Annotated in this window: 18 protein-coding genes; 8 read left to right on the top strand and 10 right to left on the bottom strand. The window is 72.0% G+C overall.

The genetic code is table 11. The annotated features are described in order from the left end of the window. Position 1: 1 nt before the first annotated feature. On the bottom strand, positions 2–556 hold the full coding sequence (locus ACIBEJ_RS33355; protein WP_397186859.1) for a hemerythrin domain-containing protein: 555 nt from the start codon (positions 554–556) through the stop codon (positions 2–4). 94 nt (positions 557–650) lie between these two features. Here ACIBEJ_RS33355 and ACIBEJ_RS33350 point away from each other — a divergent pair, with 94 nt between their 5' ends. Next, complete coding sequence (locus ACIBEJ_RS33350) at positions 651–884, top strand: DUF4235 domain-containing protein (protein ID WP_397186858.1); 234 nt, start codon at positions 651–653, stop codon at positions 882–884. Between the two features lie 140 nt (positions 885–1024). Next, positions 1025–1978, top strand: coding sequence for a GNAT family N-acetyltransferase (locus ACIBEJ_RS33345; protein ID WP_397187434.1), 954 nt, complete (start codon positions 1025–1027; stop codon positions 1976–1978). Here ACIBEJ_RS33345 and ACIBEJ_RS33340 read toward each other — a convergent pair. The 7 genes from ACIBEJ_RS33340 to ACIBEJ_RS33310 form a co-directional block, all read right to left on the bottom strand. Next, positions 1939–3579, bottom strand: coding sequence for a PucR family transcriptional regulator (locus tag ACIBEJ_RS33340; protein WP_397186857.1), 1641 nt, complete (start codon positions 3577–3579; stop codon positions 1939–1941). The genes ACIBEJ_RS33345 and ACIBEJ_RS33340 overlap by 40 nt on opposite strands. Before the next feature lie 126 nt (positions 3580–3705). Next, positions 3706–4524, bottom strand: coding sequence for an ABC transporter ATP-binding protein (locus tag ACIBEJ_RS33335; protein ID WP_397186856.1), 819 nt, complete (start codon positions 4522–4524; stop codon positions 3706–3708). 16 nt (positions 4525–4540) lie between these two features. After that, positions 4541–5599: a FecCD family ABC transporter permease gene (locus tag ACIBEJ_RS33330; protein WP_397186855.1), complete on the bottom strand. Its 1059-nt coding sequence runs from the start codon at positions 5597–5599 to the stop codon at positions 4541–4543. Next, positions 5596–6627, bottom strand: coding sequence for a FecCD family ABC transporter permease (locus tag ACIBEJ_RS33325; protein WP_397186854.1), 1032 nt, complete (start codon positions 6625–6627; stop codon positions 5596–5598). Before ACIBEJ_RS33325 ends, ACIBEJ_RS33330 begins: the two co-directional genes overlap by 4 nt. After that, entirely contained in the window at positions 6624–7982 is a 1359-nt protein-coding gene (locus ACIBEJ_RS33320) for a serine hydrolase domain-containing protein (RefSeq protein WP_397186853.1), read from the bottom strand. The genes ACIBEJ_RS33325 and ACIBEJ_RS33320 overlap by 4 nt, the downstream gene beginning before the upstream one ends. Before the next feature lie 35 nt (positions 7983–8017). Further along, on the bottom strand, positions 8018–9082 hold the full coding sequence (locus ACIBEJ_RS33315; RefSeq protein WP_397186852.1) for an ABC transporter substrate-binding protein: 1065 nt from the start codon (positions 9080–9082) through the stop codon (positions 8018–8020). Between the two features lie 56 nt (positions 9083–9138). Continuing rightward, positions 9139–10659, bottom strand: a complete 1521-nt coding sequence (locus tag ACIBEJ_RS33310; RefSeq protein WP_397186851.1) for an amidohydrolase family protein — start codon at positions 10657–10659, stop codon at positions 9139–9141. A gap of 161 nt (positions 10660–10820) precedes the next feature. Between ACIBEJ_RS33310 and ACIBEJ_RS33305 the strand changes: the two genes are divergently transcribed. The 6 genes from ACIBEJ_RS33305 (at position 10821) to ACIBEJ_RS33280 (ending at position 18483) form a co-directional block, all read left to right on the top strand. Then, positions 10821–11258 carry a hypothetical protein gene (locus ACIBEJ_RS33305; protein ID WP_397186850.1) on the top strand — a complete coding sequence of 146 codons (438 nt, stop codon included), beginning with the start codon at positions 10821–10823 and terminating at the stop codon, positions 11256–11258. A 67-nt stretch (positions 11259–11325) separates the two neighbouring features. Next, entirely contained in the window at positions 11326–12636 is a 1311-nt protein-coding gene (locus ACIBEJ_RS33300; RefSeq protein WP_397186849.1) for a hypothetical protein, read from the top strand. Between the two features lie 73 nt (positions 12637–12709). Beyond that, on the top strand, positions 12710–13933 hold the full coding sequence (locus ACIBEJ_RS33295) for a hypothetical protein (protein WP_397186848.1): 1224 nt from the start codon (positions 12710–12712) through the stop codon (positions 13931–13933). 16 nt (positions 13934–13949) lie between these two features. Next, entirely contained in the window at positions 13950–15866 is a 1917-nt protein-coding gene (locus tag ACIBEJ_RS33290) for a hypothetical protein (RefSeq protein ID WP_397186847.1), read from the top strand. Between the two features lie 11 nt (positions 15867–15877). Then, positions 15878–16675 carry a hypothetical protein gene (locus ACIBEJ_RS33285; protein ID WP_397186846.1) on the top strand — a complete coding sequence of 266 codons (798 nt, stop codon included), beginning with the start codon at positions 15878–15880 and terminating at the stop codon, positions 16673–16675. 26 nt (positions 16676–16701) lie between these two features. Further along, on the top strand, positions 16702–18483 hold the full coding sequence (locus tag ACIBEJ_RS33280; protein ID WP_397186845.1) for a GMC oxidoreductase: 1782 nt from the start codon (positions 16702–16704) through the stop codon (positions 18481–18483). Between the two features lie 4 nt (positions 18484–18487). On the opposite strand, the gene ACIBEJ_RS33275 is transcribed toward ACIBEJ_RS33280, so the two are convergent. Together ACIBEJ_RS33275 and fxsT are read right to left on the bottom strand one after the other, a co-directional pair. Further along, positions 18488–20443: an alpha-amylase family glycosyl hydrolase gene (locus ACIBEJ_RS33275; protein WP_397186844.1), complete on the bottom strand. Its 1956-nt coding sequence runs from the start codon at positions 20441–20443 to the stop codon at positions 18488–18490. Between the two features lie 48 nt (positions 20444–20491). After that, positions 20492–23554, bottom strand: coding sequence for an FxSxx-COOH system tetratricopeptide repeat protein (fxsT, locus tag ACIBEJ_RS33270; protein WP_397186843.1), 3063 nt, complete (start codon positions 23552–23554; stop codon positions 20492–20494). Positions 23555–23608 lie beyond the last annotated feature (54 nt).

Below are 23608 nucleotides of genomic sequence, written 5' to 3'. Positions count from 1 at the left end.
GCTAGTCGCCGAGCGCGTCGATCAGCTCGTCCTTGGTCATCGAGCTGTAGCCCGTCACGCCCTTCCGCTTCGCCCGGTCCAGCAGCTCCTGTTTGGTACGCCCGACCGGGCGGGGCGGCGTGGCCAGTTCGTCGGCCTTGGCCTGGCTAAAGACGCGGCCCAGCTTGACGAGCTTGGCGGCGGGGATGGCCTTGGACATGGCCGGGAGGATCTCGCTCTCCTCCTCCTCGACGTGGTGGCTCACCGCCTTGATGAGCGCCTCCAGCGCGCTGAGGAACTCCGGCTTGTCCGGGTCGGCGTCCATGAGCTTGGCCAGCAGTTCCTCGGCCTGGTGGTGTTCCTCCACGCCGTGGTGGATCTCGCCGCGCTCCGATGGCTTGGCCTTGGCCAGCTCCGTGTAGACCTTCGTCTCCTCCGCCCGCGCGTGCGCGACGAACTTGGCGGCCAGCTCGGCCACGAGCGCCGGCCGGTTCTCCTTCTCCCGCCTGAGCTTCTCGAAGATCATCTCCACGTCGCGGTGGTCGGCCTTGATGAGATCGATAACCGTCTGTGACATACATCCTCCTGAAGGTGACCTGACGCCAGCTACCCGGCACGCGACGACATAGGCGGACGACTACCTCCGTGCTGGCTGGGTACGCGAGATCGGCATGAAACAGGTCATCGCAAAGCCGGCGAGAATGGCCGGCGGAGTGCTTGGCGGCATGGTCGCCGGCACCTTGTTCAAGTACGCGTGGAAGCTCGCCTCGGGCAAGGACGAACCACCGGAGGCGGACTCCACCCGCTACGGCTGGGGCGAGGTGCTCGTGGCCGCCGCGTTGCAGGGTGCGATCTTCGGCGTGGTGAAGGCCACCATCGAACGGGCCGCGGCCCGCGACGACTGACGTCCGGCAGGCCGCCGGAGGTTCGTCTGGATCACCCAAGGAACCCGGCGGAATTCGTGATCCGGTCTGTGCCGATGCCCATCCTCACGGGACAGGATGGCCCCCGTCCGTGACAAGGCGTGGGGTGGAGCAGAAGCGTGATGACGAACGATGCCCGGGACGCGGTGCTTGTCGCCGAGTCGCTGGCCGATGCCGCGGCGAAGCGGGCCGGGGTGACGATCGAGCCGGCCTTCTCCCAGGCCGACTGCGCGGCCGCGAGCCGGCTCTTCGACCGGGTGTGGAACCAGCGGGAGAGCAGCCTGCTCGCCCCCGGCGCGCTGATCGCCCTGGCCCACAGCGGCAACTACGTCGCCGTGGCACGGGCCGGCGACCGGATCGTGGGCGCCGCGGCCGGCTTCTTCGGGCCGCCGCCGGCGCGTACGCTGCACAGCCATCTCGCCGGAGTCCTGCCCGAGCTGCGCGGGCGCGGGGCGGGGAACGCCCTGAAGCTGCACCAGCGCCACTGGGCGCTGAGCGCGGGCGCCACGAACATCACGTGGACGTTCGACCCCCTCGTGGCCCGCAACGCCTACCTGAACGTGCACCGGCTGGGCGCGCGCGTGGAGCGCTACTTCGAGAACTTCTACGGTGAGATGGGCGACGTGCTCAACGGGCACGACGCCTCGGACCGCGCGCTGGCCAACTGGGACCTGCTGCGCGCCTGCCCGCCTCCCCCACTCGCCGACGAGAAGCCACACCACCTCGCCGACGAGAAGCCACTCCAGCTCGCCGACGAGAAGCTTCGTCGCCAGCTCGCCGACGACGAAGTTCGCCACCTCGCCGGCCGGGAGCCCCGCTACCTGCTGCGCCGCGACGGCGATCGGCCGCTCCTGGACGAGCCGGGCCCGGCGGAGCCCGAGGCGGGCCTGCTGGCCCTGCAGATCCCCGCCGACATCGAGACGCTGCGCCGCACGAACCCGGCCGCCGCCAGCGCCTGGCGCGCCGATCTGCGCGCGGCGATGACGTGGGCGCTCGCCGAGGGTTGGGTGGTCGTGGACGTCCGCCGCGACGGCTGCTACCTGCTCGAACGGCCGGCGGCCGGCTCCGGCGGATAGAGCCGCAACTGGAGCTGCAGCGCGAACCTGGCCGCCGGGTCGTCCAGTGAGAACTCGCCGATCTCCGTCATTCTCTTGAGCCGGTAGCGGAAGGTGTTCTGGTGCACGTGGGTGGCCGTGGAGGCGGCCATCACGTCGCCGTGGGCGTCCAGCCAGGCGCGCAACGTCTCCATCATGAACGTCGAGTCCCGGTTGTCGTCATAGGCGAGCAGCCGGGCGTAGGCGCCGAACGGGCCGCGCTTCGCGCTCGCGGCCAGGTCGCGCAGGTCCATGATGAGCGCCTCCGCCTCGACGTCGGAGGCGCGGGCGACCCGGCCGGCCAGGGGCGCGGACGGGTCGGGCGGACGCCGTCCGAGCACCCGCAGCGCGCGGTCGGCGTCCGCACGGGACAGCTCCAGCTCCCCGGCCTGGTGGACGACCCTGCCGATGCCCACGACGGCGCTCTCGGCGCCGCGCCCGATGAAGGCGCGGCAGGTGAGTTCGAGGCTGACCTCGGTGTCCTCACGGCGCGACGGCACGAGCGCGTAGACGGTGTCGTCGAGGAGCGCGACGGCGGTGTCGGCCCAGGTTCCCGCCAGGTGGACCTGGAACGAGACGGCGAGCCGCTGCAGCTTGGTGACGTGCGCGGCGGCCGCGGTGTAGGCGCCGCCGACCGGCTCGTTCAGCGTCAGCGCGGCCACGATCAGCGAGTGTCCGGCCAGGCGCAGCCGTTCCAGCGCGGCGAGGGCCTCGGGGCCGCCGGTGAGCGCGGTGGCGACCAGGTCGGTGCGCAGCCGCCGGGCGCCGTCGGCGCCGGCCCGCAACTGCAGCATGTGCAGGGCCACGAGGCGGGAGGCGTCGAGCAGCAGGTCGTCCTTCTCCGTGGTCAGCGGCTTGTCGACGACGCCCCAGATCGAGCCCAGGATCTCGTCGCCCGCGCGGACCGCGACCGCGACCCTGCCCCGGGTGACCCGGCCGTCGGGCAGGTCCAGCGGCGGCAGGAACACCGGGCGCACGGACTCCCTGATCGCGCGCAGCGCGCCGCGCTCCTCGTCGAAGGCCCAGTAGGGCTCGGGGGTGCGGCGGCCCAGGATGACCTCGACGCGGATCGGGTCGGTCTCCCCCTGGTGGTCGGAGTAGGCCAGGACCACGGAGTTGCGGTCCTCGATCGTGACGTGGGCGCCGATGAGGTCGCTGATGGCGCCGGCCATCCCGAACAGGTCGCCGACCTCGCGTCCGCCCAGGTCCCTGACCTTCGGGTACGGGGGCGACTGCAGGGCCGTCCCGAGCACCGCGATCACCTGTTGCCAGGACACCCCGGCCGGCAGGCCGAGTACGGCGATGCCCTCGTCAGGCAGGGGCCCGGGTTCCCTCGGCTGCCGGATGAGCACCGCCGCGGCGTCGTTGCGGCCGGCCAGCCGTACGAGGGAGTCGATGTCGGCGGGCGCGGTGACGCCGACGCCGAGCACGATCGCGCCCGGCGGGATCGGCGGAGGGTCGTCGGCGTCGTGGACGACGACTCCCCCCACCGGGGCCAGGTAGCGGGGCGTGCCCGCGAGCGTGGCGAGCAGCATCGGTCCCAGATGTTGCAGGACCCTGCCGAGCGTCGGTGTGCTTTCCACTGTCTCACCTGCCTGTCGATCCCTGGCGCCGTGGTCCGCCCATGGTAGGCGGGCCGTACCTGGGCGGATCTCGGTGTATCCGACGAGAACGGCGGGCCGGCTTCGTCGGCGGTGACCAGGCGGGGCTCAGCCGCTGCGCTGGCCCACGCGGGTACGGGCCGCCGGGATGACCAGCGGCGTCCCGGTCTCCGGGTCGTCGATGATCGAGCAGGGCAGCCGGTACACGGTCTCGATCAGCTCCGGGGTGACGATGTCCCTGGGGCTGCCGTGGGCCACGATCTTGCCGTCGCGCATGGCGATCAGGTGGGTGGCGTACCGGGCGGCGAGGTTGAGCTCGTGGAGCACGACCACGATCGTGCGCTCGCCGCTCTCCTGCAGCTCGGCGCAGAGGTCGAGCACCTCGACCTGGTGGGTGATGTCGAGGTAGGTCGTCGGCTCGTCGAGGAGCAGCAGCGGCGTCTCCTGGGCCAGGGCCATGGCCAGCCAGACGCGCTGCCGCTGCCCGCCGGACAGCTCGTCCACGTAGCGGCCGGCGAGTTCGCTGGTGTTCGTCCGTTCGAGGGCGGCGGCCACGGCCACGTCGTCGTCGGCCGACCACTGCCGCAGGAACCGCTGGTGCGGGAAGCGCCCGCGGGCCACGAGGTCGGCCACGGTGATGCCGTCGGGGGCGATCGAGGTCTGCGGGAGGAGCCCGAGCCGGCGCGCGACCTCCTTCGACGGGTAGCGCGCGATGTCCTCGCCGTCGAGGACGACGCTGCCGTGCTCCGGCCGCAGGAGCCGCGCGAGGGCGCGCAGCAGGGTGGACTTGCCGCAGGCGTTCGGCCCGACGATCATCGTGAGCGATCCGTCGGGGATGTCGATCGACAGGTTCTCGGCGACGACCCGCTCGCCGTACCTCAGGGACAGGTCGTGCGCGCGGAGGCGGTTGCCGTGGACGGTCGTCATGGGGGTGCTCTCCAGGTCAGAGTCGGGAGGCGCGGCTCTGCTGGTACAGCAGCCAGGCCAGGTACGTGCCGCCGATGCACAGGGTCGGGATGCCGACCGGCATCTGGGAGTCCGGCCAGACGCGCTGGGCGGCGAGGTCGCTCACGATCAGGATCAGGGCCCCCATGAGGGCCGAGGGCACGATGGACACCGAGCCGCCGGTCAGGCGGCGCATGATCTGCGGCGCGGCCAGCGCGACGAACGCGATCGGCCCGGCGGTCGCGACGGCGCCCGCGCACAGGACCGTCCCGATCAGCAGCAGCCATCCGCGGGTCGGCCCGGCGCGCACGCCGAGTCCCTGCGCGAGGTCGTCGCCCATCTCCAGCAGCCGCATCCGGCCGCCGATCGCGAGCGCCGGCACGGTCATCGCGCAGACGGTCAGCCCGATGATCTGGACCTGCTGCCAGTCGGCGCCGTTGAGGCTGCCCACCAGCCAGGTGTACGCGCTCTCCGCGTCCTGCAACCGGGCACGAAGCAGCAGGTAGGAGATGAGGCTGTCGAGCAGCGCGGTGGCGGCGACGCCGACCAGGATCAGGCGGAAGCCCTGGATGCCGCGGCGATGGGCGAGGCCGTAGACGGCGGCGGCGGTGACGAAGCCGCCGAGCAGCGCGCCCACCATGCCGGCGCCCTCCTGGCCTCCGACGACGAGGACGGTGGCGACGGCGCCCGCGGAGGCGCCCATCGTGAAGCCCATGATCTCCGGGCTGCCCAGCGGGTTGCGCGTCACCGACTGGAAGATCGCGCCGCTGGCCCCGAGCGCGAGGCCGACCAGGGCGGCGGTGAGCAGCCTGGGCAGCCGCAGGCCGAAGACGACGAACTCCTGCGCCGCGCCCCGCTGTCCGGCCAGCGTCGCCAGCACCTCGCCGGGGCTCATCGGGTAGTCGCCGACGCCGAGTTGCAGCAGCGCGAACCCGAGTCCGGCCACCAGCACCGCGACGCTCGCGAGCGCGGCGCGCGGGCGCCACAGGACCGACCGGCCGCGCCACTCCAGGCGGGTCGTGGTGTGCTTCGGCGTGGTGTGCTTCACCGTGGTCATAGCCCGGCCATCCTGCGCCGGCGGATCAGGTAGACGAACACGGGCGCGCCGACGGCGGCGGTGACCAGCGCCGTGGGCAGTTCGCCCGGCCGCGCGACCAGGCGTCCGGCCAGGTCGGCGGCGACCATGAGGATCGGCCCCGCGAGCAGGCAGTACGGCAGCAGCCAGCGATGGTCGGGACCGGTGAAGGTACGGACCATGTGCGGCACGACCAGGCCGACGAACGAGATCGGTCCGGCCGCGGCGGTGGCGGCGCCGCACAGCAGCGTCGTCGCGACCACGCCCAGCAGCCGCGTACGCGCCACGTTGGCGCCGAGCCCCTTCGCCGCGTCCTCACCCAGGGCCAGCGCGTTGAGCGAGGACACCAGGAACAACGTCAGCAGGATCCCGGCGACCACGAACGGCGCCACCTGGATCACCACCGGGGCCGTGCGGCCGGACAGCGTTCCGACGCTCCAGGCGCGGAAGCCGTTGAACACCGTGGACGACAGCAGGACGATCGCGGAGATCACCCCGGTGAGCGCCGCGGTGATGGCCGCGCCCGCGAGGGCCAGCCGCGCGGGGCTGGCTCCCGCCGCGCCCGCCGAGCCGAGCGCGTAGACCGCCACCGTCGCGACGCTGGCCCCGGCCAGGGCGAACCAGACGTAGCCGGCGAGCGAGGCGACCCCGAGGTGCGCCATCGCGATCACCACGCCCAGCGCGGCGCCCGCGTTCACGCCGAGCAGGCCGGGCTCGGCGAGCGGGTTGCGGCTCAGCGCCTGCATCAGCGCGCCGGCGACCGCCAGCGCGGCGCCGACCAGCACCGCCAGGATCGTGCGCGGCACCCGGACGCCGCGCACGATGACGTCGGCGTCGGTGCCGCCCTCGGTCAGCGACCGCCAGACGTCGGCGAACGGCACGTTCTCCGCGCCCAGCGCCAGGCTCGCCGCCGACAGCACGAGCAGGATCGCCGCCGCGACGCCCAGCCCGAGCCCCAGCCGCCGCTGGACCGCGGGCGCCTGTGCCGCGGGCAGCGTCCCGGTGCTCAACGGACCCGCTCCAGCTCGCACCAGTGGGTCAGGCAGTTGCCCACCCGGTCGCCGCTCTCGCCGTGCTTGACCGCCCTGGCCGAGCCCGTCAGGCGGTCGCCGCCGACGTCGAGGGCGAGTTCGAGCCACGGGCCGGCCCGGAGCGCGTCGGGGGTGGGCAGTTGCGCCTCGGCCGCGATCATGACGTCGTACGACTCCTCCGCCTCCGCCCGTGCACGAGTGCGTTCGCCGGCCACCTCGACCCACAGCTCCCCGTCGCCGGAGGCGCCCACGAGCAGGGGCACCGGGCCGAAGGGGGTCTCCGCGCGGCCTGACCACTCGCCCTCCGGCAGGGCCACGGCCACCGGGTCCGACTCCGACCCGATGCGGCCGACCAGTCCCTCGAGGAGGATCTCGCAGGCCGTACGGGCGTGCTCGAAGGAGCCCGTGCGGTTGACGACGGCGGCGACGCTCACCCCGAGCTGGGGCAGCACGGCCAGCGAGGCGCCCACGCCGCACATGTCACCGCCGTGGGCCAGCACCTCGACGCCGCCGGGGTGGCGGACGTTCCAGCCCAGGCCGTAGCGCTCGGGGGCCTCCTCCAGGCCCGGCGTGCGCACCGCCGCGGCCGAGCCCGGCGCCAGCACCTCCGACCGGTCCGTGTGCGCCGTCCCGAACCTGGCCAGGTCCGCGGCCGACATCCAGGCCATGCTCGCGGCCGGGTGGCTGGTGTGGATCGTGGGATAGGGGACATGCCGTTCTCGCGTGTACGGCACCGCCGCCTCCGCCCCTCCCGCGCCGGGACCGAACGCGCCCGATTCCAGCCCCAGCGGACGGAACAGGTAGCGGTCCAGCAGCTCGGCCAGCGGGTGGCCGGTCGCCGCCTCCAGCCAGGGTTCCAGCAGGCCGTAGCCCAGGTTGGCGTACTCGAAGCGGGTGCCCGGCTCGTGGATCAGCACGCCGTACCGCTGGACGGCCCTTTCGATGCCCGGCGGCGCCTCGTCGTAGGCGAAGTCCCAGTACCGTCCGAACCCGGCGGTGTGGGTGAGCGCCTGGCGCGCGGTCGGCCGGCCGCGGCGGCCCGGCCGTTCCGCGTCGAGCCAGGGCAGCCGGTCGGCCAGCGGCTCGTCGAGGTCGGCCAGCCCGCGCTCGGCGAGCACGACGCACAGGGTCGCCACGATCGGCTTGGTGACCGAGGCCAGCAGGTACGGCGTGGCTCCGGTCGCCGCGCGCCCCCGCAGGTCGGCCAGCCCGAAGCCGCGGGCCTCCACCCGGTCGCCCCGGGCGATCGCGAGCGCGACCGACGGCAGCCGGTGCCGGGTCATCAGGTCCTCGATCCGGTCGGCGACCTGGTCGAGGCTCGGTAGGTCGGTCATCGTGGTCAGCTCCAGGTTGTCCGGATGAAATCTTGTCAGGAGGAGAAGTTCGCGACCTTGGTGCCGGTGTCCCCGTCGATGGCCGCCCTGATCTGCGGGATCACGTGCTCGATCGCGTACGGCAGGCTCAGCACGGTCCCCCAGTCCATCGACCAGAACGCCGAGTCGTGCTTCATCCCGGTCGACCACAGCGAGCGCCCTTCCTTGGTGGACTTCAGCCGGGAGACGACCGGGTTCTTCTTCAGCGCCTCCACCTGGCCGCCGTCGGTCGTCCACAGCACGAGGTCGGCGGCTCCGATGAGCGAGAGCTTCTCGGAGGAGATGTCGGCGCTGTAGGCGTTGCCGACCAGGGCGTCCAGCTCGGGCAGGCTCTTGAACCCCAGGTTGGTGAAGAACTTGGCGCGGGGCGTGGACGGGCCGATCACCTTGAACGTGTCCCCCCAGCACTCGGCGATCGCCACGGTACGGCCGGCGAAGCCCGGGTTGGCCGCCGCGGCCGCCTTGAGCGCGCCCGCGATGCCGTCCACGAGCTGCTTGCCCTTGTCCACCATGCCCAGGGCCTGGGCGAGCATCCCGGTCTGCTGGTCGAGCGGCGTGTTCCAGTCGGTGAAGCCCTTGGGCTGCGCCACCACCGGGCAGATCGAGCTGAGCTTGTCGTACTCCTTCTTGGTCATGCCGCCCATCACGCCGGTGATCAGGTCCGGCTTCAGGGCGAGGATCTTCTCGACGGAGTACTCCTCGAAGTCCAGGAACTCCGGGTTCTTGGAGAAGGCGGCCTTGTTCCACGGGTGCAGGGGCGAGTACCAGTCGCCGCTGAACACCCCGACCGCGACGGGCGGCACGCCGAGCGCCACGAGCACGTCGATGTCGGTCTGGCCCAGGGCCACGATCCGCTTCGGGTCCTTGGGCACGGTTGTCGTGCCGTAGGCGTGCTGGACGGCCGTGCCCGCGCTGTTCGGCGCAGGCTTGGGGTTCTCCTTCGCGCAGCCGGGGACCGTGAGGGCGACGCCGAGGGCGCCGAGCCCGTACAGGAAACCGCGTCGTCCGAAACTCTTCTCTGAGGTGGCGCGCAGCGCGCCGCCCGCCGTCGGCTCGTTCATGCCGGACCACTCCTCCACGCTCTGGACTGGGGTGCCGCACACCATAGGTCGGCAGGTCACCGCTGTTCGTCAGTGATCCCGACGAACTCTGCGCCGCCGATCCGTGCGTCCGGCAGACGTCCGGCCGCGCCGTACACCGGCTCGCCGGCGATCAGCGTGCCCTCGACGGGCATGGCGGCCAGTTCCTGCGCGCCGAGGGCGTGCGGGTCGGCGGCGAGGACGACGAGGTCGGCGGGCACGCCGGGGGCCAGGCGCGGGTGCCGGGTGGAGGCGCGCAGGGCCTGCCCGACGGAGATCCGCTGCTCCGGGTGCCACGGCGACTGGCCGAGTCCCGCCCTGGACACGGCCGAGGCGATCGAGACCCACGGATCCAGCGGCGCCACCGGCGCGTCCGACCCGAGCAGCACCCGTGCGCCCGCCGAGAGCAGCGAAGCCAGCGGGAAGGCCCGTTCGGTACGGCCCGCCCAGTGCCGGTCCGCCACGTCCCGATCGTCGATCACGTGCCGTGGCTGGACGCTCGCGGCCACCCCGAGCCGCGCGAACCGGCCGAGATCGGAGCCGGTCAGAAGCTGCGCGTGCTCGACCGTCCCCCGGGCGCCGGTCCGCTCGAAGGTGTCGAGCGCGAGCGTGTTGGCCCGATCCCCGATCGCGTGGATGGCCGAGGCGATCCCGGCGGCATGCGCCCGCGCGACCAGCTCGCGCAGCTCGTCGTCCCCCACCGCCCGCACCCCGAACGCGCCCTCCCCGCCGAGACCGGGAAACGCGTCGTGACACCACGCCGTCCGGGTGTTCAGCGAGCCGTCCACTACGATCTTGAACGACCCCATCTCGACCAGCCCCCGCGTGCCGGGCAGCACGTCCCCGGTGGCCAGCCCGCGCTCGATGGCGTCGTCCAGCCGGTCGGTGTACACGCCGCACGCCACCCGCATCGTCACCCCCGACCGGACCCGGCGCTCCCAGGCGTCCAGGTTCGGCCGGCGCTCGAACTCGACGATCCCCACCACCCCGCGCGCGTGCGCCCGCCGTACCGACTCGGCGGCGAGCGCGTCGAGATGCTCGTCAGGAAGGTCGTTGACCCTGGCCACCAGCGCGTAGCAGTCCTCCTCCCGGACCAGCCCGTCAGAACGCACCTCCCACCGCCGCAGGGCCGCGGTGTTGAGCCACGCGCAGTGGATGTCGTGGCTGATCAGCACGACCGGAACGGCTCCGCTCCGGGCGTCGAGCGACTCGGCGGTGGGCGAGTCCGGCCAGGTGCCGTCCTGAAAGCCGGTGCCGACCAGCGTGGCCCCGGGCTCGGGGGGCCGCTCGCGCAACCGCCGTTCCACCAGCGCCGCGCACTCGGCCGCCGACCGGGCCGCGGAGACGTCCAGCCGGCTCTCCTTCAGCGCCCACATGTCGAAGTGCACGTGGTGGTCCCACAGCCCGGGCATCACCACCCGCCCGTCCAGGTCCAGGGCCACACCCTCATGCGGTACGGCTCCGCTCGGACGGACGTCGGCCACCAGGCCGCCACGCAGCACGATGTCCACCAGTTCCCCACCGGCGAGGCGGGCACGGGTAAGCGTCTTCGAGATCATGCCCACACTGTCCAGCCCCCGCCCGAACCGGACACCGGCCCATCCCACGTATTTGCCCCGCGCGCATCGTCGTCCCCGACGAATCCACACAGCCTCAACGCAAGCTCAACACCGGCCCGCCTACCTTCGCCTCGTCCGAATTCAGCTGAAAGGAGACGAGCATGTCGAGAAGGACCGGGATCATCACCGCGGCGCTGGCCACCGCCTTCGCCCTGGGCACACTGTCCGGACCGGCGACGGCCACCTCCGCCGCCCACATCGCCGGCAACTGTTCGAGCTACGGCAACTCGGGAAGCGTCAAGGCGTACTACTACACCTCGGGTAACTACGACTACTTCAACCGGATCAACTACTTCCTCGGCGGCAAGGGCCTGCGGAACAAGAGCAACGTCCACCTCAGGATCAGGAAGCACCGGCCGGGCTTCTACGACAAGACGCTCTGGGAATGGAGGTCGGGTGACAACGTCCGGCCGGGCGGCGGCGGGCGCAGCGTCAACGTCCGGGTGAAGCGTGGCGACACGGTGTACGTGGACTACAGGTTCGTCTTCGACCGCCGTCTCGGCGACCCCCGCTGCCACGGCAAGACCAACCGCATCTAGGACCCGCTGGCATATCCCTGCCGCGTGGGATATGCCTGAAGGCCCCAGCACTGACGAGGGACGCGCCATGTTCATCCGGACGCACGACGAGCCCGACGCCCTGATCAGGACCTCCTCGGACTGGGAGACCCTCGCCGCCACGCGGCTCGACCTGATCGTCGACCCGATGATCTATCGCACGGCGGAGGTCTTCCTGGCAGGGCCGCCCGCTCGTCAGGCGGACGAGCCGGAACTGGCCTGGCGAGACCGGCTCGCCCTGGCCTGGCGCCCCATCAGCCAGAACGTGCAGGAGTTGGTGTCGTTCCTCGACCTGCTGGTCTACGTCGACCACCTGCCGATGATCGACTATCAGTACACCTTCCCTCTTGAGCAGTTCCCCGGTCACCGGCTCCAGCAGGTCTGCAACGAGGCGTGCGGGAGCAGGGTGTTGTCCACGATCAGGGTCGCCGAGCAGCCCTACCGCGAAGCCCGGGACTACGCGATCGAAGCCATGCTCGCCGCCCCACGCGAAGCCTCTCCACGCGAAGCCTCTCCACGCGGAGCCTCTCCACGCGGAGCCTCTCCACGCGGAGCCTCTCCACGCGGAGAACGGGACTCGCTCGCCGACCGCGACATCGAGGGCGAGCTCACGGCCTTCGACCACCAGTGGCGTCCGCCGCTGCCGGAAATCGACCCGGCCTATGCCGGGACGGACGACGTCCCGGGCCGGGCCGTCGACACCTTCCTCTACGGCGGAGCGCTCTTCGGCGTCTACGCCAAGCTCGCCTCCACCGCCCATCTGCTGCAGGGGAAACGGGCCCGGATGCTCGGCGCCGGGACCGTCCAAGGCCACTACGCCACGGAACCGGACCTGTTCGCGGCCATCGACGCCGACTTCGCCGAAGAACGCGGGGAGAAGTTCGACATACCGTCGCTGCCTTCCGTGCTGCCCCTGCTGATCAGGTCCGCCGGCTCGCCGCTGGAGTTGATCCAGGCCGCCGCCGCCCTGCGCAACACCGCCATGGCCGAGGAGACCAGGAACTGGCGGAGCCGGCTGGTCGCCGACTGGCGGGCGGGCGCGGCGGTCGCCGCGAACGTCAGCGATGACCTGCGCCGGCTCGCCGAGCGCCTGCGTGTGGCCGGCGAGCCCTACGGTCCGCCCAGGCCGGACGTGGAGCAGTTCGGCGGCGGCGACCCGGTCGGCACGATCAGCGTCTACCTGATCAACGCGATTCCGTGGAACCGCCTCTGGTTGTGGACGCTGCCCAACATCCCCGGCAAGCGGCATCTCAAGCTGCTGCACCGGTTGCACCGCGCGCACAGCGCGTACGCGCACGTCCCCGACTACCTGCGCTACGTCGACCGGGTGCTGTTCCGCATGTGGGCGCGCTCCGGCTGAGACCGCGGGACTGGGGAGATCCCTGGCTCGGGCACGGAGGCGGGCGCGGGCGGCGGATCCCTACCGTGAGCGCATGACACGTCAGCTCGGCCCGTTCGACTACATCGAGGTCGCCTTCGACGAAGGCGGGCGCCTGCTGCGGCCCCCTTCTCCTCCGGCCGCGACGGATCTGGTGGTCCTGGTCCACGGCTGGAACAACACCCGCCTGGCGGCGCAGGCCACGTACACGGAGATCGCGCAGTCGCTGGCCCACATGCTCGCGCACGGCGACGGCCATCTGGTCACGGGCCGCCGGATCATGCTCGCCGGGGTCTTCTGGCCGTCGAACAAGTGGGAGTGGTTCGAGAGGCTGCCCGGCTCGATCGGCCTCCTCGACGCCCCGGCCGGCGCCGAACTCGCTCTTCGCCTCGACACGCTCCACGGCACGGCGACGAGCGAGGGGACCCGGGTGACCCTGGCCAAGGCACGGGCGCTCGTGCCGCAGCTCGACCGGTCCGTCCAGGCTCAGCACGAGTTCGCCGACCTGCTGCGCGACGTGCTCGGCACGACGCCCGACGAGGACTGCCCCGACGACCTCTTCACGATCCAGGCGCCGGAACTGGTGTCCCGCCTGTCGGCACGGGTGCTGTCGGCCGACGGCGCCCAGCGCAATCTCATCGGCGGGTTCCTGGAGGGCGCCAAACGACTGGTCGACTTCGTCGCCTACTACGAGATGAAGGCGCGGGCGGGGACGATCGGCGAACGCGGCCTCGCCGCCTTCCTGCGGAACCAGGTCCCGGCCGGTGTGCGCGTCCACCTGGTGGGCCACAGCTTCGGCGGACGGATGATCTCCGCGGCGTGCTCGGCCCCCGGCGGGCTGGGCGGCCGTCCGTGCTCGATGACGGTGCTCCAGGGGGCGCTGTCGCACTACGGCTACGCGCGCGCCTTCGAGCCGGGACGCGACGGGCCGTTCCGTTCCGCGATCACCTCAGGCGTGGTGACGGGGCCGCTCCTGGTCACGCACACCAGGAACGACACCCTGGTCAGCCTGGCGTACGGCGTCGCATCGCAGCTCGCGAACCAGATCAGCGACGGCCCGTTCGGACCGGACAGCCGCTTCGGCGGGCTCGGCGCCAACGGCGCCCAGTCCACCCCGGAGGCGGTGCGGGGTTCTCTCGCCGCCGCCCACGAGCGGTACGAGTTCCGGCCACGCTCCGTCCACAACCTCCTCGCGGACGCCCACATCCGCGATCACAGCGACATCACCGGCCGCGAGGTCGCGCACGCGATCCTCTCGGCCATCGCCGCGACCCCCTGAACGGAGGGGCATCACCATGCCTTCGACCGAACGACTCCAGAAGCGGCTTGGCACGGTCTTCCTTCCGCAAGCCGAGCAGGTGCGGCCGTCCCCGGGAATGCCGCAGGGAGTCGACCCGCACCAGTTCATCGACCCGGCGGGGCCGTTCCCGAACTGGCGGTTCTGCTACACCAACCTCAGGCAGGGCTGCTACACCCTCGTCTTCGCGCCCGACGACGCGAGCGGGACCAAGTACCGGGGAACGGTCCGGATCGAGCGCATCGACAACGACATCCGGTTCTCCGGCGACCTGTACGCCTTCAGGCAGGCCACCGACGCCGACCTGACGGACCCGGCGACGATCCCGGTCTACCCGCGCGCCGACTACCGCGCCTACCTGCGCGGCATCCAGGCGAACCTGCTGTACATCGTCCCGGCCAAGGCGCCGTGCCGGTTCTCGCTGGTCTTCGAGCAGTACGACTACAACCAGCCGGCCACCGGGTTCAACGGCAGCTTCACCGCCACGCCGAGCCGGACGCTCCGCTTCGACCTCCACACGACGACGACCGGCGACCTCTTCACCGGGACCGCCTTCGACGGCTCCACCCCGATCGGCTCGGTCCGCATCCGGTGGATCTCGGCCTCGTACCGCCGGGCCCAGGTGTACGTCAACACGCTCCAGGGGACCAACCCGCCGCCGCTCGACGTGAACGGCGAGACCTTCGGCGACACCTTCGCCAAGCTGGGCTGGGAGCTGAGGGTCAGCGACGAGGGCGACATCCCGCTGCCTCCCGCACTGGCCGGGATCGACATCCGCGACGCCTGGTCGTACGCCGACCTGCACGAGCTCATGAAGTCGGCGCCCACCTACGACCCGGCGGAACTGGACCGCGAATGGCGCGTGCACCTGCTCAGCATTCCCGCGCGGCTGGGCTGCGGCCGGGGTGTCATGTTCGACTCGTCCATCGGGGCGGACCCGAACGGCATCTCGCGCGAGGGCTCGGCGACGTTCAGCGAGGACGGCTATCCCCCCGGTGACTGCCCCGACGGCCAGGGCGGCTCGCACTACGACCTGGCCGCCGGCCGGCAGCAACGGGCGGTGCCGCTGGCCTTCCATCGCTCGGCGACCCACGAGATCGGCCACGCCTTCAACCAGATCCACACGTTCTTCGAGGCGCCCGTCGACAACTCGATCATGTCCCCCACGCCCAGCGTGGCCACCGTCATCGGCCTCGCGGGCAAGTTCCCCGACGAGATCAGGCTCGAGTTCAGCCCGACGGCGACCAAGCACCTCAGGCACCTTCCCGATCCGGCGGTACGGCCCGGCGCGATGGACTTCTTCGGCAGCGCCATCTCGGCCCCCGAGCCGGCCGACACGACCTGGCCCGAGGAGCTGGAACTGACGGTCACCCCGGCGAAGGACCGGCTCGCCCTGGGCGAGCCCGTGACCCTGACCTGGACGCTGACCAACCGTGGCCAGGCGCCGGTGCTCGCGCCGACGAGCCTGGACACCCAGTCCATGATCGCGCGGGTGAGCGTCACCGACCCCCTCGACCGGATCACCTTCCTGCGTCCCGCCGACATCGTCGCCTGTCCCTCCACCCGCTTCGAGCTCCTGCGGCCCGGGGACGAGCGGTCGGGATCGGCGACGGTCTTCTGGGGAACGGACGGCTTCGTGTTCAGGATGCCCGGACACCACACGGTGGAGGTCATCGTCATCTGGCGCACCGAGGAGATGACCGCCGTGTCCGGTACGACGGACGTCTTCATCGCCTACCCGACCGGCGCCGCCGACAACGACGTCGCCCGGCTCCTGCTGGACCCTTCCGTCGGCAGGGCGGTCGCGCTGGGCCTGCCGTACGGCGCGGCGCCCGCCCGCATCGCGCAGGCCCAGGAGGTCGACGCCGATCATCCGGCGAACGTGGCCGTCAGGGAGATGGGGCTCGGCGGGTAGCGTCGTCAGCCATGGACCCCGTCACCATCAGGTTCGCCGGTGCGGTCCAGGCCGCCGCGTCGGACGGGACGACCGTCTGGTGCGCGGTGGCCGGCCGGCTGCTGACGTATGACGCGCGCGGGCGGGCCATCGGCGACCTCCCCGCTCCGGCGGGACCGCGCTCCCTGGCCGTGATGGGCGAGACGCTCGTCGCGGCCGCCGGCCACGATCTGCTCTGGCTGGAGGCGCGCACGGGCGCCCGGTTGGCCCGGACGTCGATCGGAAGACCCGTGACACTCGCCGCCGCGGGCGGCACGGCCTGGGCGGTCGACCCGTCCGGCGAGCAGGCGTGGCGGCTGGGCCCGGCGGGCGACCGGCCGGAGCGGGTGAGCTTGCCCGGGCTGGAGCGGTGGGCCGTGGCCGAGGACGGGTTCTGGTGGACCTCGCGTCTTGACCGGCGCCTCCACGAGGGAGATCGTCTGGTCGAGGTCGGCGCCGAGGGGGGTGGGGGGATGTGCGTCTGCGCGGGATCGGTGTGGATCAGCACGGCCCACGGCCTGGAGCGCGTGGGCACCTGGTCGGCGCGGCCCGGCCCACCGATCGGCCTCCCGCTGGCGCCGCTGTCGTTCCTCGTGTGCGCGGGCGGCGTCCTGGTCGGCGCGCACGAACGGGACGGCTTCGTCGTCCTCGACCCGGCGACCGACACCGCGCCCCGCCTGCTCCCCCTGCGCGTGCCCGGCGGGCTCGACGCCCTGGTCCCGACCGTCTCCACGGCATGGGCCATGGCCGCCGACCGCACCGCCGCTCTCATCCTGCCCCTCAGACCCTGACCAGAGTGCGGACAAGGAGCCACTCGATGTTCTCCATCGTTCTCAGAGGAGGCGCGGTCCGGCCGACGTCAAGCCTCGGCGTGCGGTCCGATCCGGACTGGGACCCCATTCGCCTCTGCACGTTCCACCCGGAGCTCGGGGAGTGGCGCATCGAGATCCCCACGCCCGCCGCGCCCTTCTCCTTCAAGTTCTTCTGCGACGGACGGTGGGAGAGGACGTCCAGGGAGCTGTCGGCCGCCGACATCCAGGCCGGCGAGTACGTGGTCGAGATGGACGAGACCCGCCATCTGTACGACTTCTTCGAAGAGCCCAGCGACATGGCCCGCGAGAATCCCCTCCCCGCCCGCATCCACTTCCCGCCCATGCTCGACCAGCGCAGGCTCGTCGACTTCATCGTGATCGGCAGCGGCATGGGCGGAGGCGTCCTCGCGCACCAGCTCCTCAAGTCCGCCGAGAACCAGGGCCGGCCCCTGCCCGAGGTCCTGGTGCTCGAGGCGGGCGGGTATCTCTTCCCCACCCATGTCGGCAACCTTCCCCGGGTTCACGGGGACGACGGGGACACGAACAAGATCTTATGGGACCTGTGGTACAGCTATCGGGCCAAGCGTTATGCGGGGCCAAAGGATCTCGACGTGGGCCAGGCGTACTGCCTGGGCGGCAGGTCCGTCTTCTGGGGGGCGCTGATTCCCGAGATGCAGCCGGAGGAGTTCGACGGCTGGCCACCTCGCCTGTCCGGCGCCCTGCGCCGTCGCTGGTACTCGCTGGCGCGTGATCTGCTCAACGGTACGACGCCGCCGGCCACGACCCACCGCAAGAAGGTCAAGCAGCAACTGGCCACGGCCGTTCCGGAGCTCACCCAGTTCAACGTCCCGCTGGCGGTCGAGCACGTGCTGGCGCGCAGGCTGGAGATCCCCTCCAGCATCTTCTCCACGGCCGCGCTGCTGTTCGAGGACCGGCTGCGCCGGCCCTGGCAGAACAACCTGCACATCAATCTCAACCACCGGGTCACCTCGGTGGGGTTCGACCCGGCTCGGCCGGGCCACGTCCACTCCGTGCACGCCGTGGACCTGCTGGCGAACCGTGAGCGTACCTACTACCTCAAGGACGGGGGGAGCGTCATCCTCGCGGCCGGCACCGTGGACAGCGCGGTGATCGCCCTCGCGAGCGGGCTCGGCCATCCGCTGGCCGGACGGGGCCTCACCGATCACCCCACCTACTACCGGCCGTTCAGCGTTCCCCGTGACTCGCCCTTCTTCGAGACGGCCGAGGCCACCAAGCTCGTGCTGCGGGGATTCGTCGACGATCAGACGTCCGAGGTTCCGCTCAACGTGGTCCTGGAGATGGGGGCCGACTTCAACCAGCTCAGGGTCGACGAGGAGCTCAGCACGGTCCTGACCGCCGACTCGGCCATGACGGGGATGCTCGTCTTCTTCCCCGCCGTCCCCCTCGTGGACGGCAACCGGGTGAGGCTGGAGGCGAACGGGACGGTGATCGAGATGGCGCACGCCTCCGTCGCCGGCCTCGAGGCAAGGGCCGAAGACCTTGGCAACCGCATCATCGCGGCGCTGGGCGGCCGGGCGACCGGAGCCCTGGCCCGCACCACGCTGGGCGCCGTCGGCCACGAGGTGGGCACGCTGCGCATGGGCGCCGACGAGAGCCGTGGAGTCGTGAACCCCGACCTCAAGGTCTTCGGCACCGACAACCTCTACGTCTGCGACCTCTCCGTGTTCCCGACGTCCCCGGCCGCGAATCCCTCCCTCACCCTGGCGGCGCTCGCGCTGCGCCTGGCCGACCACCTGACCGCCTGACGGCTCAGCCGGTCAGCACCAGCACGCTCGCCGGAGGCAGGTCCGGCAACTCGACGTGATGGGAGAAGTCCGGCCCCGGCCGTACCTCGACCGCCGACCCGACGGGGTGCTTGGCCGGGCCGTCGACCTCGGCCGAGTTCGCGATGACCGTCAGTGCCGTGGTGCCCGCGTGCAGGGGGCCGTCGATCTCGACCCGCACCGTCCGTGACTCCGTGAGACTGGGGTTGATCACGCAGACGGCCTCGGTGTTCGCCAGGATGCGCGACCAGGCGACGACGTCGCCGGCCAGCGGCAGGGCGTAGGCGCCGGTCGTCGCGACGCGGCGCAGGTACTGCCGTCCCACGCTCAGCGCCGGGTGCTCCGACCGCGCCTTCAGCATCATCCGGACCTGCTGGAAGACCCGGCCGTCCCGGTCGAAGACGTGGTGCCCACTCGTGCCGAACGGCCCGAACCCCGGAACGTCCGCGTCGAACAGGCCGGGATCGCCCGGATCGACGCCCGCACCGGGTACGCCCGCCGCTCCGGCCTTGCGCGCGTGCTCGGCGCCGAACATCGCCTCCCTGAGATGCCGGTCACCGGACTTGTCGCGCGTACCCCACGAGGGGTGCAGCCATTCGCGTTCGGACGGCTCCGGCCCCGTCAGCGCCTGCTCGGTCCCGTAGTACAGCGTCGGGATGCCGAGGGTGAACAGGACCATCGCCACGCCGAGGATGACCTGCTCAGGATGGGGAGGATCGGCGCCGAACCGGACCTGGGGAGCGATGTCCACGTTGTCGTGGTCGTCCAGCGACGTGCCGTACACCGAGCCGATCGCCCGGTGCGGCATCCCCTTGATCCGGTGGAACCTGCTGAAGAAGTCGTCCGGATCGCGCGCGCCGGCCGCCACGGCACGGAGGATGCCGCGTGTCTCCCCGGTCTCCAGGACCGCGGAGAGGTCGCGCCCGACGAGGTCGAGATACCTCTCCTGGAGCCAGTCGCCACCCGCGACCTCGCCCAGGATCAGGAAGTTCGCCTTGCCGAGGCCGTCGGCGAACTCCCTCATGGCTCCGCAGAACAGCCGTGCCTGCTCGATGGTGATGTGCTTCAGCGTGTCGACGCGCACACCGTCGACGTCGAGGAGGGCGACCCAGTAGGTCCAGATGCGGATGATCGTCTCCAGCCCGCGCGACAGATCGAGGTCGCGGTTGAACCAGTCCGCCCGCCGGAAGTCCGCGCCGGGGTCGTCGATGTTGCCCCCTCCCCAGCCGGAACCGTCCCCGCCGGCGCGGGTGTATCCCTCGGAGTCGTGCAGTTCGCTGGGCCAGACGCCCTGCTCGGGCGTCTGCGGGTGCTGCCCCGGCGCCAGCCTGCCCCCGGTCCCGTCCCGCCACGCGCCGAAGGAGTAACGATCCTTCTGGTACGGGGGCCGGATCACGTCGGACGCGTAGTCCCAGCACTCCGCCGTGTGGTTGACGACGATGTCCAGGATCACCCGGATGCCCCGAGCGTGCGCCTGCCGTACCAGCTCCACCAGGTTCTCCCGCGTGCCGAACCTGGGGTCCACGTCGAGGAAGTCCTGGATCGCGTAGCCGTGGTAGTCGTCCGCCTCGGGCGGGCCGCCCTCGATCCCGGTGACGGCGCGCTGCTTCCAGACCGGCGCGATCCACAAGGCCGTCACCCCGAGGTCGGACAAGTAGTCCAGCCGCGAGGTGATCCCCGGGATCGTGCCGCCCTGGAAGCGTGCCCTGCCCGATTCCGACCACTTGTCCCACCGCCAGTTCGGCCGTGCCGCCCAGAGGTCGGCGCGCTCCAGCGGGGGCCGGTCGTCGCGGTCGTCGCTGAAACGGTCGGGGAGAAGGAAGTAGATGACCTCCCGTCGCCAGTCCACGGGCGACGGGTGGTAGTCCTCGCGCACCGGCCATGGCGTCCGCCATATGCTCCGGGGCGCCGGACTGCCGACGATCTCCTGGATGTTCGCCATACGAGCAATCTCCGCCGGGCACCGGGCGGAGGCAACCCGGGGAAATCCCTATGTCTGGCGCTCGATCAGGTCCGCGGCGGGCTCGCCGTACGACGCCCGCAAGATTTCCCGTGCGCGGGTACGGCACGCGTCCGCCGCGGCGTGGTCGAGGAGGATCTCATGCGCCTTGGCCAGTTCGAGCAGGGTACGGCCGACATCGGGATGGGTGGGGCCGAGGCGGCGTTCGATCCCGGTTCGCGCCGCCGTGAGCAGGCGGATCCCCTCGCCGGTCGCCCCGGCCAGGCAGCGGGCCATGCCCAGGCGGCGCAGCGCGAGGTGGGCATGGGGGCTGTCCGCGCCGAACGCCCCCGTGAACACCTCCCGGGCGCGCTCCTGCGACCGCGCGGCCGCCGGCGCGTCGCCTCGGTCGTGGAACACCAGGCCGAGGTTGCTCAACGGCATGCCCACCTCGCCGTGGGCGGGGCCGTACACGGACTCGAGGATGTTCAGCGCCCGGGTGTGCGACGCCTCCGCCTCGTCCAGCCGGGCGAGCAGCCGCAGCGCGTATCCGCGCTTGTCGTAGGCGTGCGCGACGTCCGGGTGCGTGTCTCCGTGGACGGCGGTGAGGATGGCCGCCGCCTGTTCCTGGAGGAGTACGGCCCGCGCCGCGTCGCCCTCGTCCTGCCTGACCAGTCCCAGCAGCGACAGCGCGTGCGCGACGTCGGGATGGGCGGGGCCGAGAAGGCGCCTGGCCTCGGTCAGTGCCTGGGATATCCAGGTCGCCGCCGTGGCCAGGTCGCCCGCCGCCCACGCGACGAATCCGAGGTCGCGCACCGCCTTGGAGATCTCCCGCTGGTAGCGGTCCGACCGGCTCCTGAGGATCGTGAGCGCCCGCTCCAGCAGCCGCCGGGCGTCGGGCAGCTCGCGCTCGCACATGAGCACGTCCGCCAGGCTGATCAGGGCCAGGGCCGTGCGTGGATGGTCGCGGCCCAGGCTCTCCTCGGCCCGCGCGAGTGCCTCTTCCTGAATCGCGCGGGCCCTTGGCAGGTCACCCACGAGCTCCATGAACCTGCCGTACTCGACGAGGATCGCGATGAGGTCCTCCTGCTCCAGCCCGTCGGCCCGCCTGGCCAGGGCGAGCGCCTCCTCCTGCGCCTCCTTGGCGGCGGCGAACACGGCACGCGTCGCGAGATACCGGCCCGCCATCGACAACAACCGGGGCATCCCCTCCGGAACCGGGTCGGCCTTTCCCATCTGGTCGACCAGGCCGACGAGGTGCGGGATGGCCTCGTCCCAGTCCTGCCAGGCGGCCGGGTTGTCAGAGTCCTGGGGCGTGGCCGACCCGATGAGCCGGATGCCGTGGGCGAGCCACGCCCTGCGGCTCTCGTCGTCCAGGGTGCCGCGAGCGGCCACCTGAACCAGCCGGTGCATGCGCAGGCGGCCCCTATCCCGGCTGATCAGGGAGTGGTGGAGCAGGTGCGCGATCGCGTCCTCCAGCCCGATCTCGTCGACCACGGCCGCCCCCAGGGCCGGCGGCAGGGCCTCCGGGCTCCGCCGTAACAGCGACAGCGACGTCCCCTCCGCGCTGAGGATCGCACACAGGTGGAGCAACTCGCCGGCCGCCGCCGACTCCCTGGTGATCCGCTCGAAGGCGAGGTCCCAGGCGGGGGCGTAACGATCCGCGCCGGCTCTGCGCGCCAGCAGCGTCCTGGCCCGGCGGCCGAACAACACGCCGTACTCGCCGAGCGTCATCCCCGCCTGCTCGACGTACGCCGCCGCCTGCTCCAGGGCCGCGGGCAGATCGCCGAGCTGCTCGGCGAGGGCGGCGGCCTCGTCCGCCTCGACCTTGTGCGCCAGCCGGCGGGCCAGGAAGTCCGTCGACTCCTCGCGGGAGAACGGCGCGACGTAGAGCGGCACCGCCCATCGGGCCCAGGCGGGACTACGCGAGGTCACGATGACATGACCGTTGCCGGCCCGGTCGAAGAGGGCGTCGGCGAGGCCGTCGCCCTCGTCGGCGTCCTCAAGGATCATCAGCCAGGCCTCGACGTCGGCCAGCCGCTGGGCCAGCGCCCGCATGATCTCCTTCCTGTCCGCCCGGCGCGGGACGCCGAGCCGTACGGCGAGCTCGGCCAGGCTCCCGTCGAGCACCACGGGATCCGCCGCCGAGGCCCTCCACCTGACCTGGTAGGCGTGGGCCCATCGATGCGCGTACTCCAGCGCGATCTGGGTCTTGCCGACGCCGCTGAGCCCGTACACCGCGACAGGCCGCGCCGGCGGTCCCGTCAGTACGGCCCGCACCTCGGCCAGGACGTCCTCACGCCCGCGGAACACCGGGTTGCGGGCGGGCAGGTTGTCGATCCTGCCGGTGTACGTCTCGACCTCCTGGTTCAGGATCACCAGGTGCAAGCGCTGGAGACCGGGAGCCGGATCCACCCCCAGCTCGTCGGCCAGGATCGTGCGCACCCGCTCGTAGACCGCGAGCGACTCCGCCCGCTGACCCGATCGGTACAGGGCCGTCATGAGCTGGGCCGCCGCCCGTTCCCGGAAGGGGTGCAGCGCCACGCGATGTTCCAGCCTGGGGACGATCTCGGCGAAGCGCCCCATCTTCAGCTCCGCGTCGGCCTTGCTCTCCTCGGCGGCGTGACGCAGCTCCTCCAGGCGGATGATGTCGCACTGGGCCCACGACTCGCCGGCGAACTCGCCGAGCGCGGCGCCTCGCCACAGGCCGAGGGCCTGGTCCAGCAGCGTGACCGCGCGTTCCCACTCCCCCTGGTCCACCGCCCCCCGGCTCTGGTTCACCAGTTGCTCGAACCGGCAGGCGTCGATCCGCTGGAGGTCCACCTCGAGCTGGTAGCCGGAGGAGCGCGAGCGCACGACTCCCGGGTCGGCCCCCGCCTGGTGAAGGAGCCGCCGCAGCCGGGAGAGCTGGGCGTGCAGGGCGTTCTGCGCGCTGGGTGGAGGGGCGCCGGTCCAGAGGTCCTCGACGAGGCGGCCGGTGGAGACGACCTGGCCGGCGTTGAGCGCCAGGATCGCCATGAGCGCGGCCCGCTGACCCCGGCCGATCGTGATCGGCCGCCCGTCGGCGAGCACCTCGAAGCTGCCGAGCATGTTGATCTCGATGTTCCCGCTCATGGCCGCACTCCCCTTCCCGGAACACCTCGTGGTGACTTTAACCGGGCGGCTCCG

This window comes from Nonomuraea sp. NPDC050790, assembly GCF_044456745.1.
Classification (GTDB): Bacteria; Actinomycetota; Actinomycetes; order Streptosporangiales; family Streptosporangiaceae; genus Nonomuraea.
Note: the sequence above shows the minus strand (reverse complement) of the source record. Positions and strands in the feature narration are given on the sequence as shown.

What these genes read in the sequence shown, in the direction of transcription:
- ACIBEJ_RS33315 (WP_397186852.1), bottom strand. Translation starts at nt 9,082, where the DNA reads ATGAACGAGCCGACGGCGGGCGGCGCGCTGCGCGCCACCTCAGAGAAG.
- ACIBEJ_RS33280 (WP_397186845.1), top strand. Translation starts at nt 16,702, where the DNA reads ATGTTCTCCATCGTTCTCAGAGGAGGCGCGGTCCGGCCGACGTCAAGC.
- ACIBEJ_RS33310 (WP_397186851.1), bottom strand. Translation starts at nt 10,659, where the DNA reads ATGATCTCGAAGACGCTTACCCGTGCCCGCCTCGCCGGTGGGGAACTG.
- ACIBEJ_RS33335 (WP_397186856.1), bottom strand. Translation starts at nt 4,524, where the DNA reads ATGACGACCGTCCACGGCAACCGCCTCCGCGCGCACGACCTGTCCCTG.
- ACIBEJ_RS33305 (WP_397186850.1), top strand. Translation starts at nt 10,821, where the DNA reads ATGTCGAGAAGGACCGGGATCATCACCGCGGCGCTGGCCACCGCCTTC.
- ACIBEJ_RS33275 (WP_397186844.1), bottom strand. Translation starts at nt 20,443, where the DNA reads ATGGCGAACATCCAGGAGATCGTCGGCAGTCCGGCGCCCCGGAGCATA.
- ACIBEJ_RS33345 (WP_397187434.1), top strand. Translation starts at nt 1,025, where the DNA reads ATGACGAACGATGCCCGGGACGCGGTGCTTGTCGCCGAGTCGCTGGCC.
- ACIBEJ_RS33330 (WP_397186855.1), bottom strand. Translation starts at nt 5,599, where the DNA reads ATGACCACGGTGAAGCACACCACGCCGAAGCACACCACGACCCGCCTG.
- ACIBEJ_RS33355 (WP_397186859.1), bottom strand. Translation starts at nt 556, where the DNA reads ATGTCACAGACGGTTATCGATCTCATCAAGGCCGACCACCGCGACGTG.
- ACIBEJ_RS33320 (WP_397186853.1), bottom strand. Translation starts at nt 7,982, where the DNA reads ATGACCGACCTACCGAGCCTCGACCAGGTCGCCGACCGGATCGAGGAC.
- fxsT (WP_397186843.1), bottom strand. Translation starts at nt 23,554, where the DNA reads ATGAGCGGGAACATCGAGATCAACATGCTCGGCAGCTTCGAGGTGCTC.
- ACIBEJ_RS33290 (WP_397186847.1), top strand. Translation starts at nt 13,950, where the DNA reads ATGCCTTCGACCGAACGACTCCAGAAGCGGCTTGGCACGGTCTTCCTT.
- ACIBEJ_RS33300 (WP_397186849.1), top strand. Translation starts at nt 11,326, where the DNA reads ATGTTCATCCGGACGCACGACGAGCCCGACGCCCTGATCAGGACCTCC.
- ACIBEJ_RS33350 (WP_397186858.1), top strand. Translation starts at nt 651, where the DNA reads ATGAAACAGGTCATCGCAAAGCCGGCGAGAATGGCCGGCGGAGTGCTT.
- ACIBEJ_RS33285 (WP_397186846.1), top strand. Translation starts at nt 15,878, where the DNA reads ATGGACCCCGTCACCATCAGGTTCGCCGGTGCGGTCCAGGCCGCCGCG.
- ACIBEJ_RS33295 (WP_397186848.1), top strand. Translation starts at nt 12,710, where the DNA reads ATGACACGTCAGCTCGGCCCGTTCGACTACATCGAGGTCGCCTTCGAC.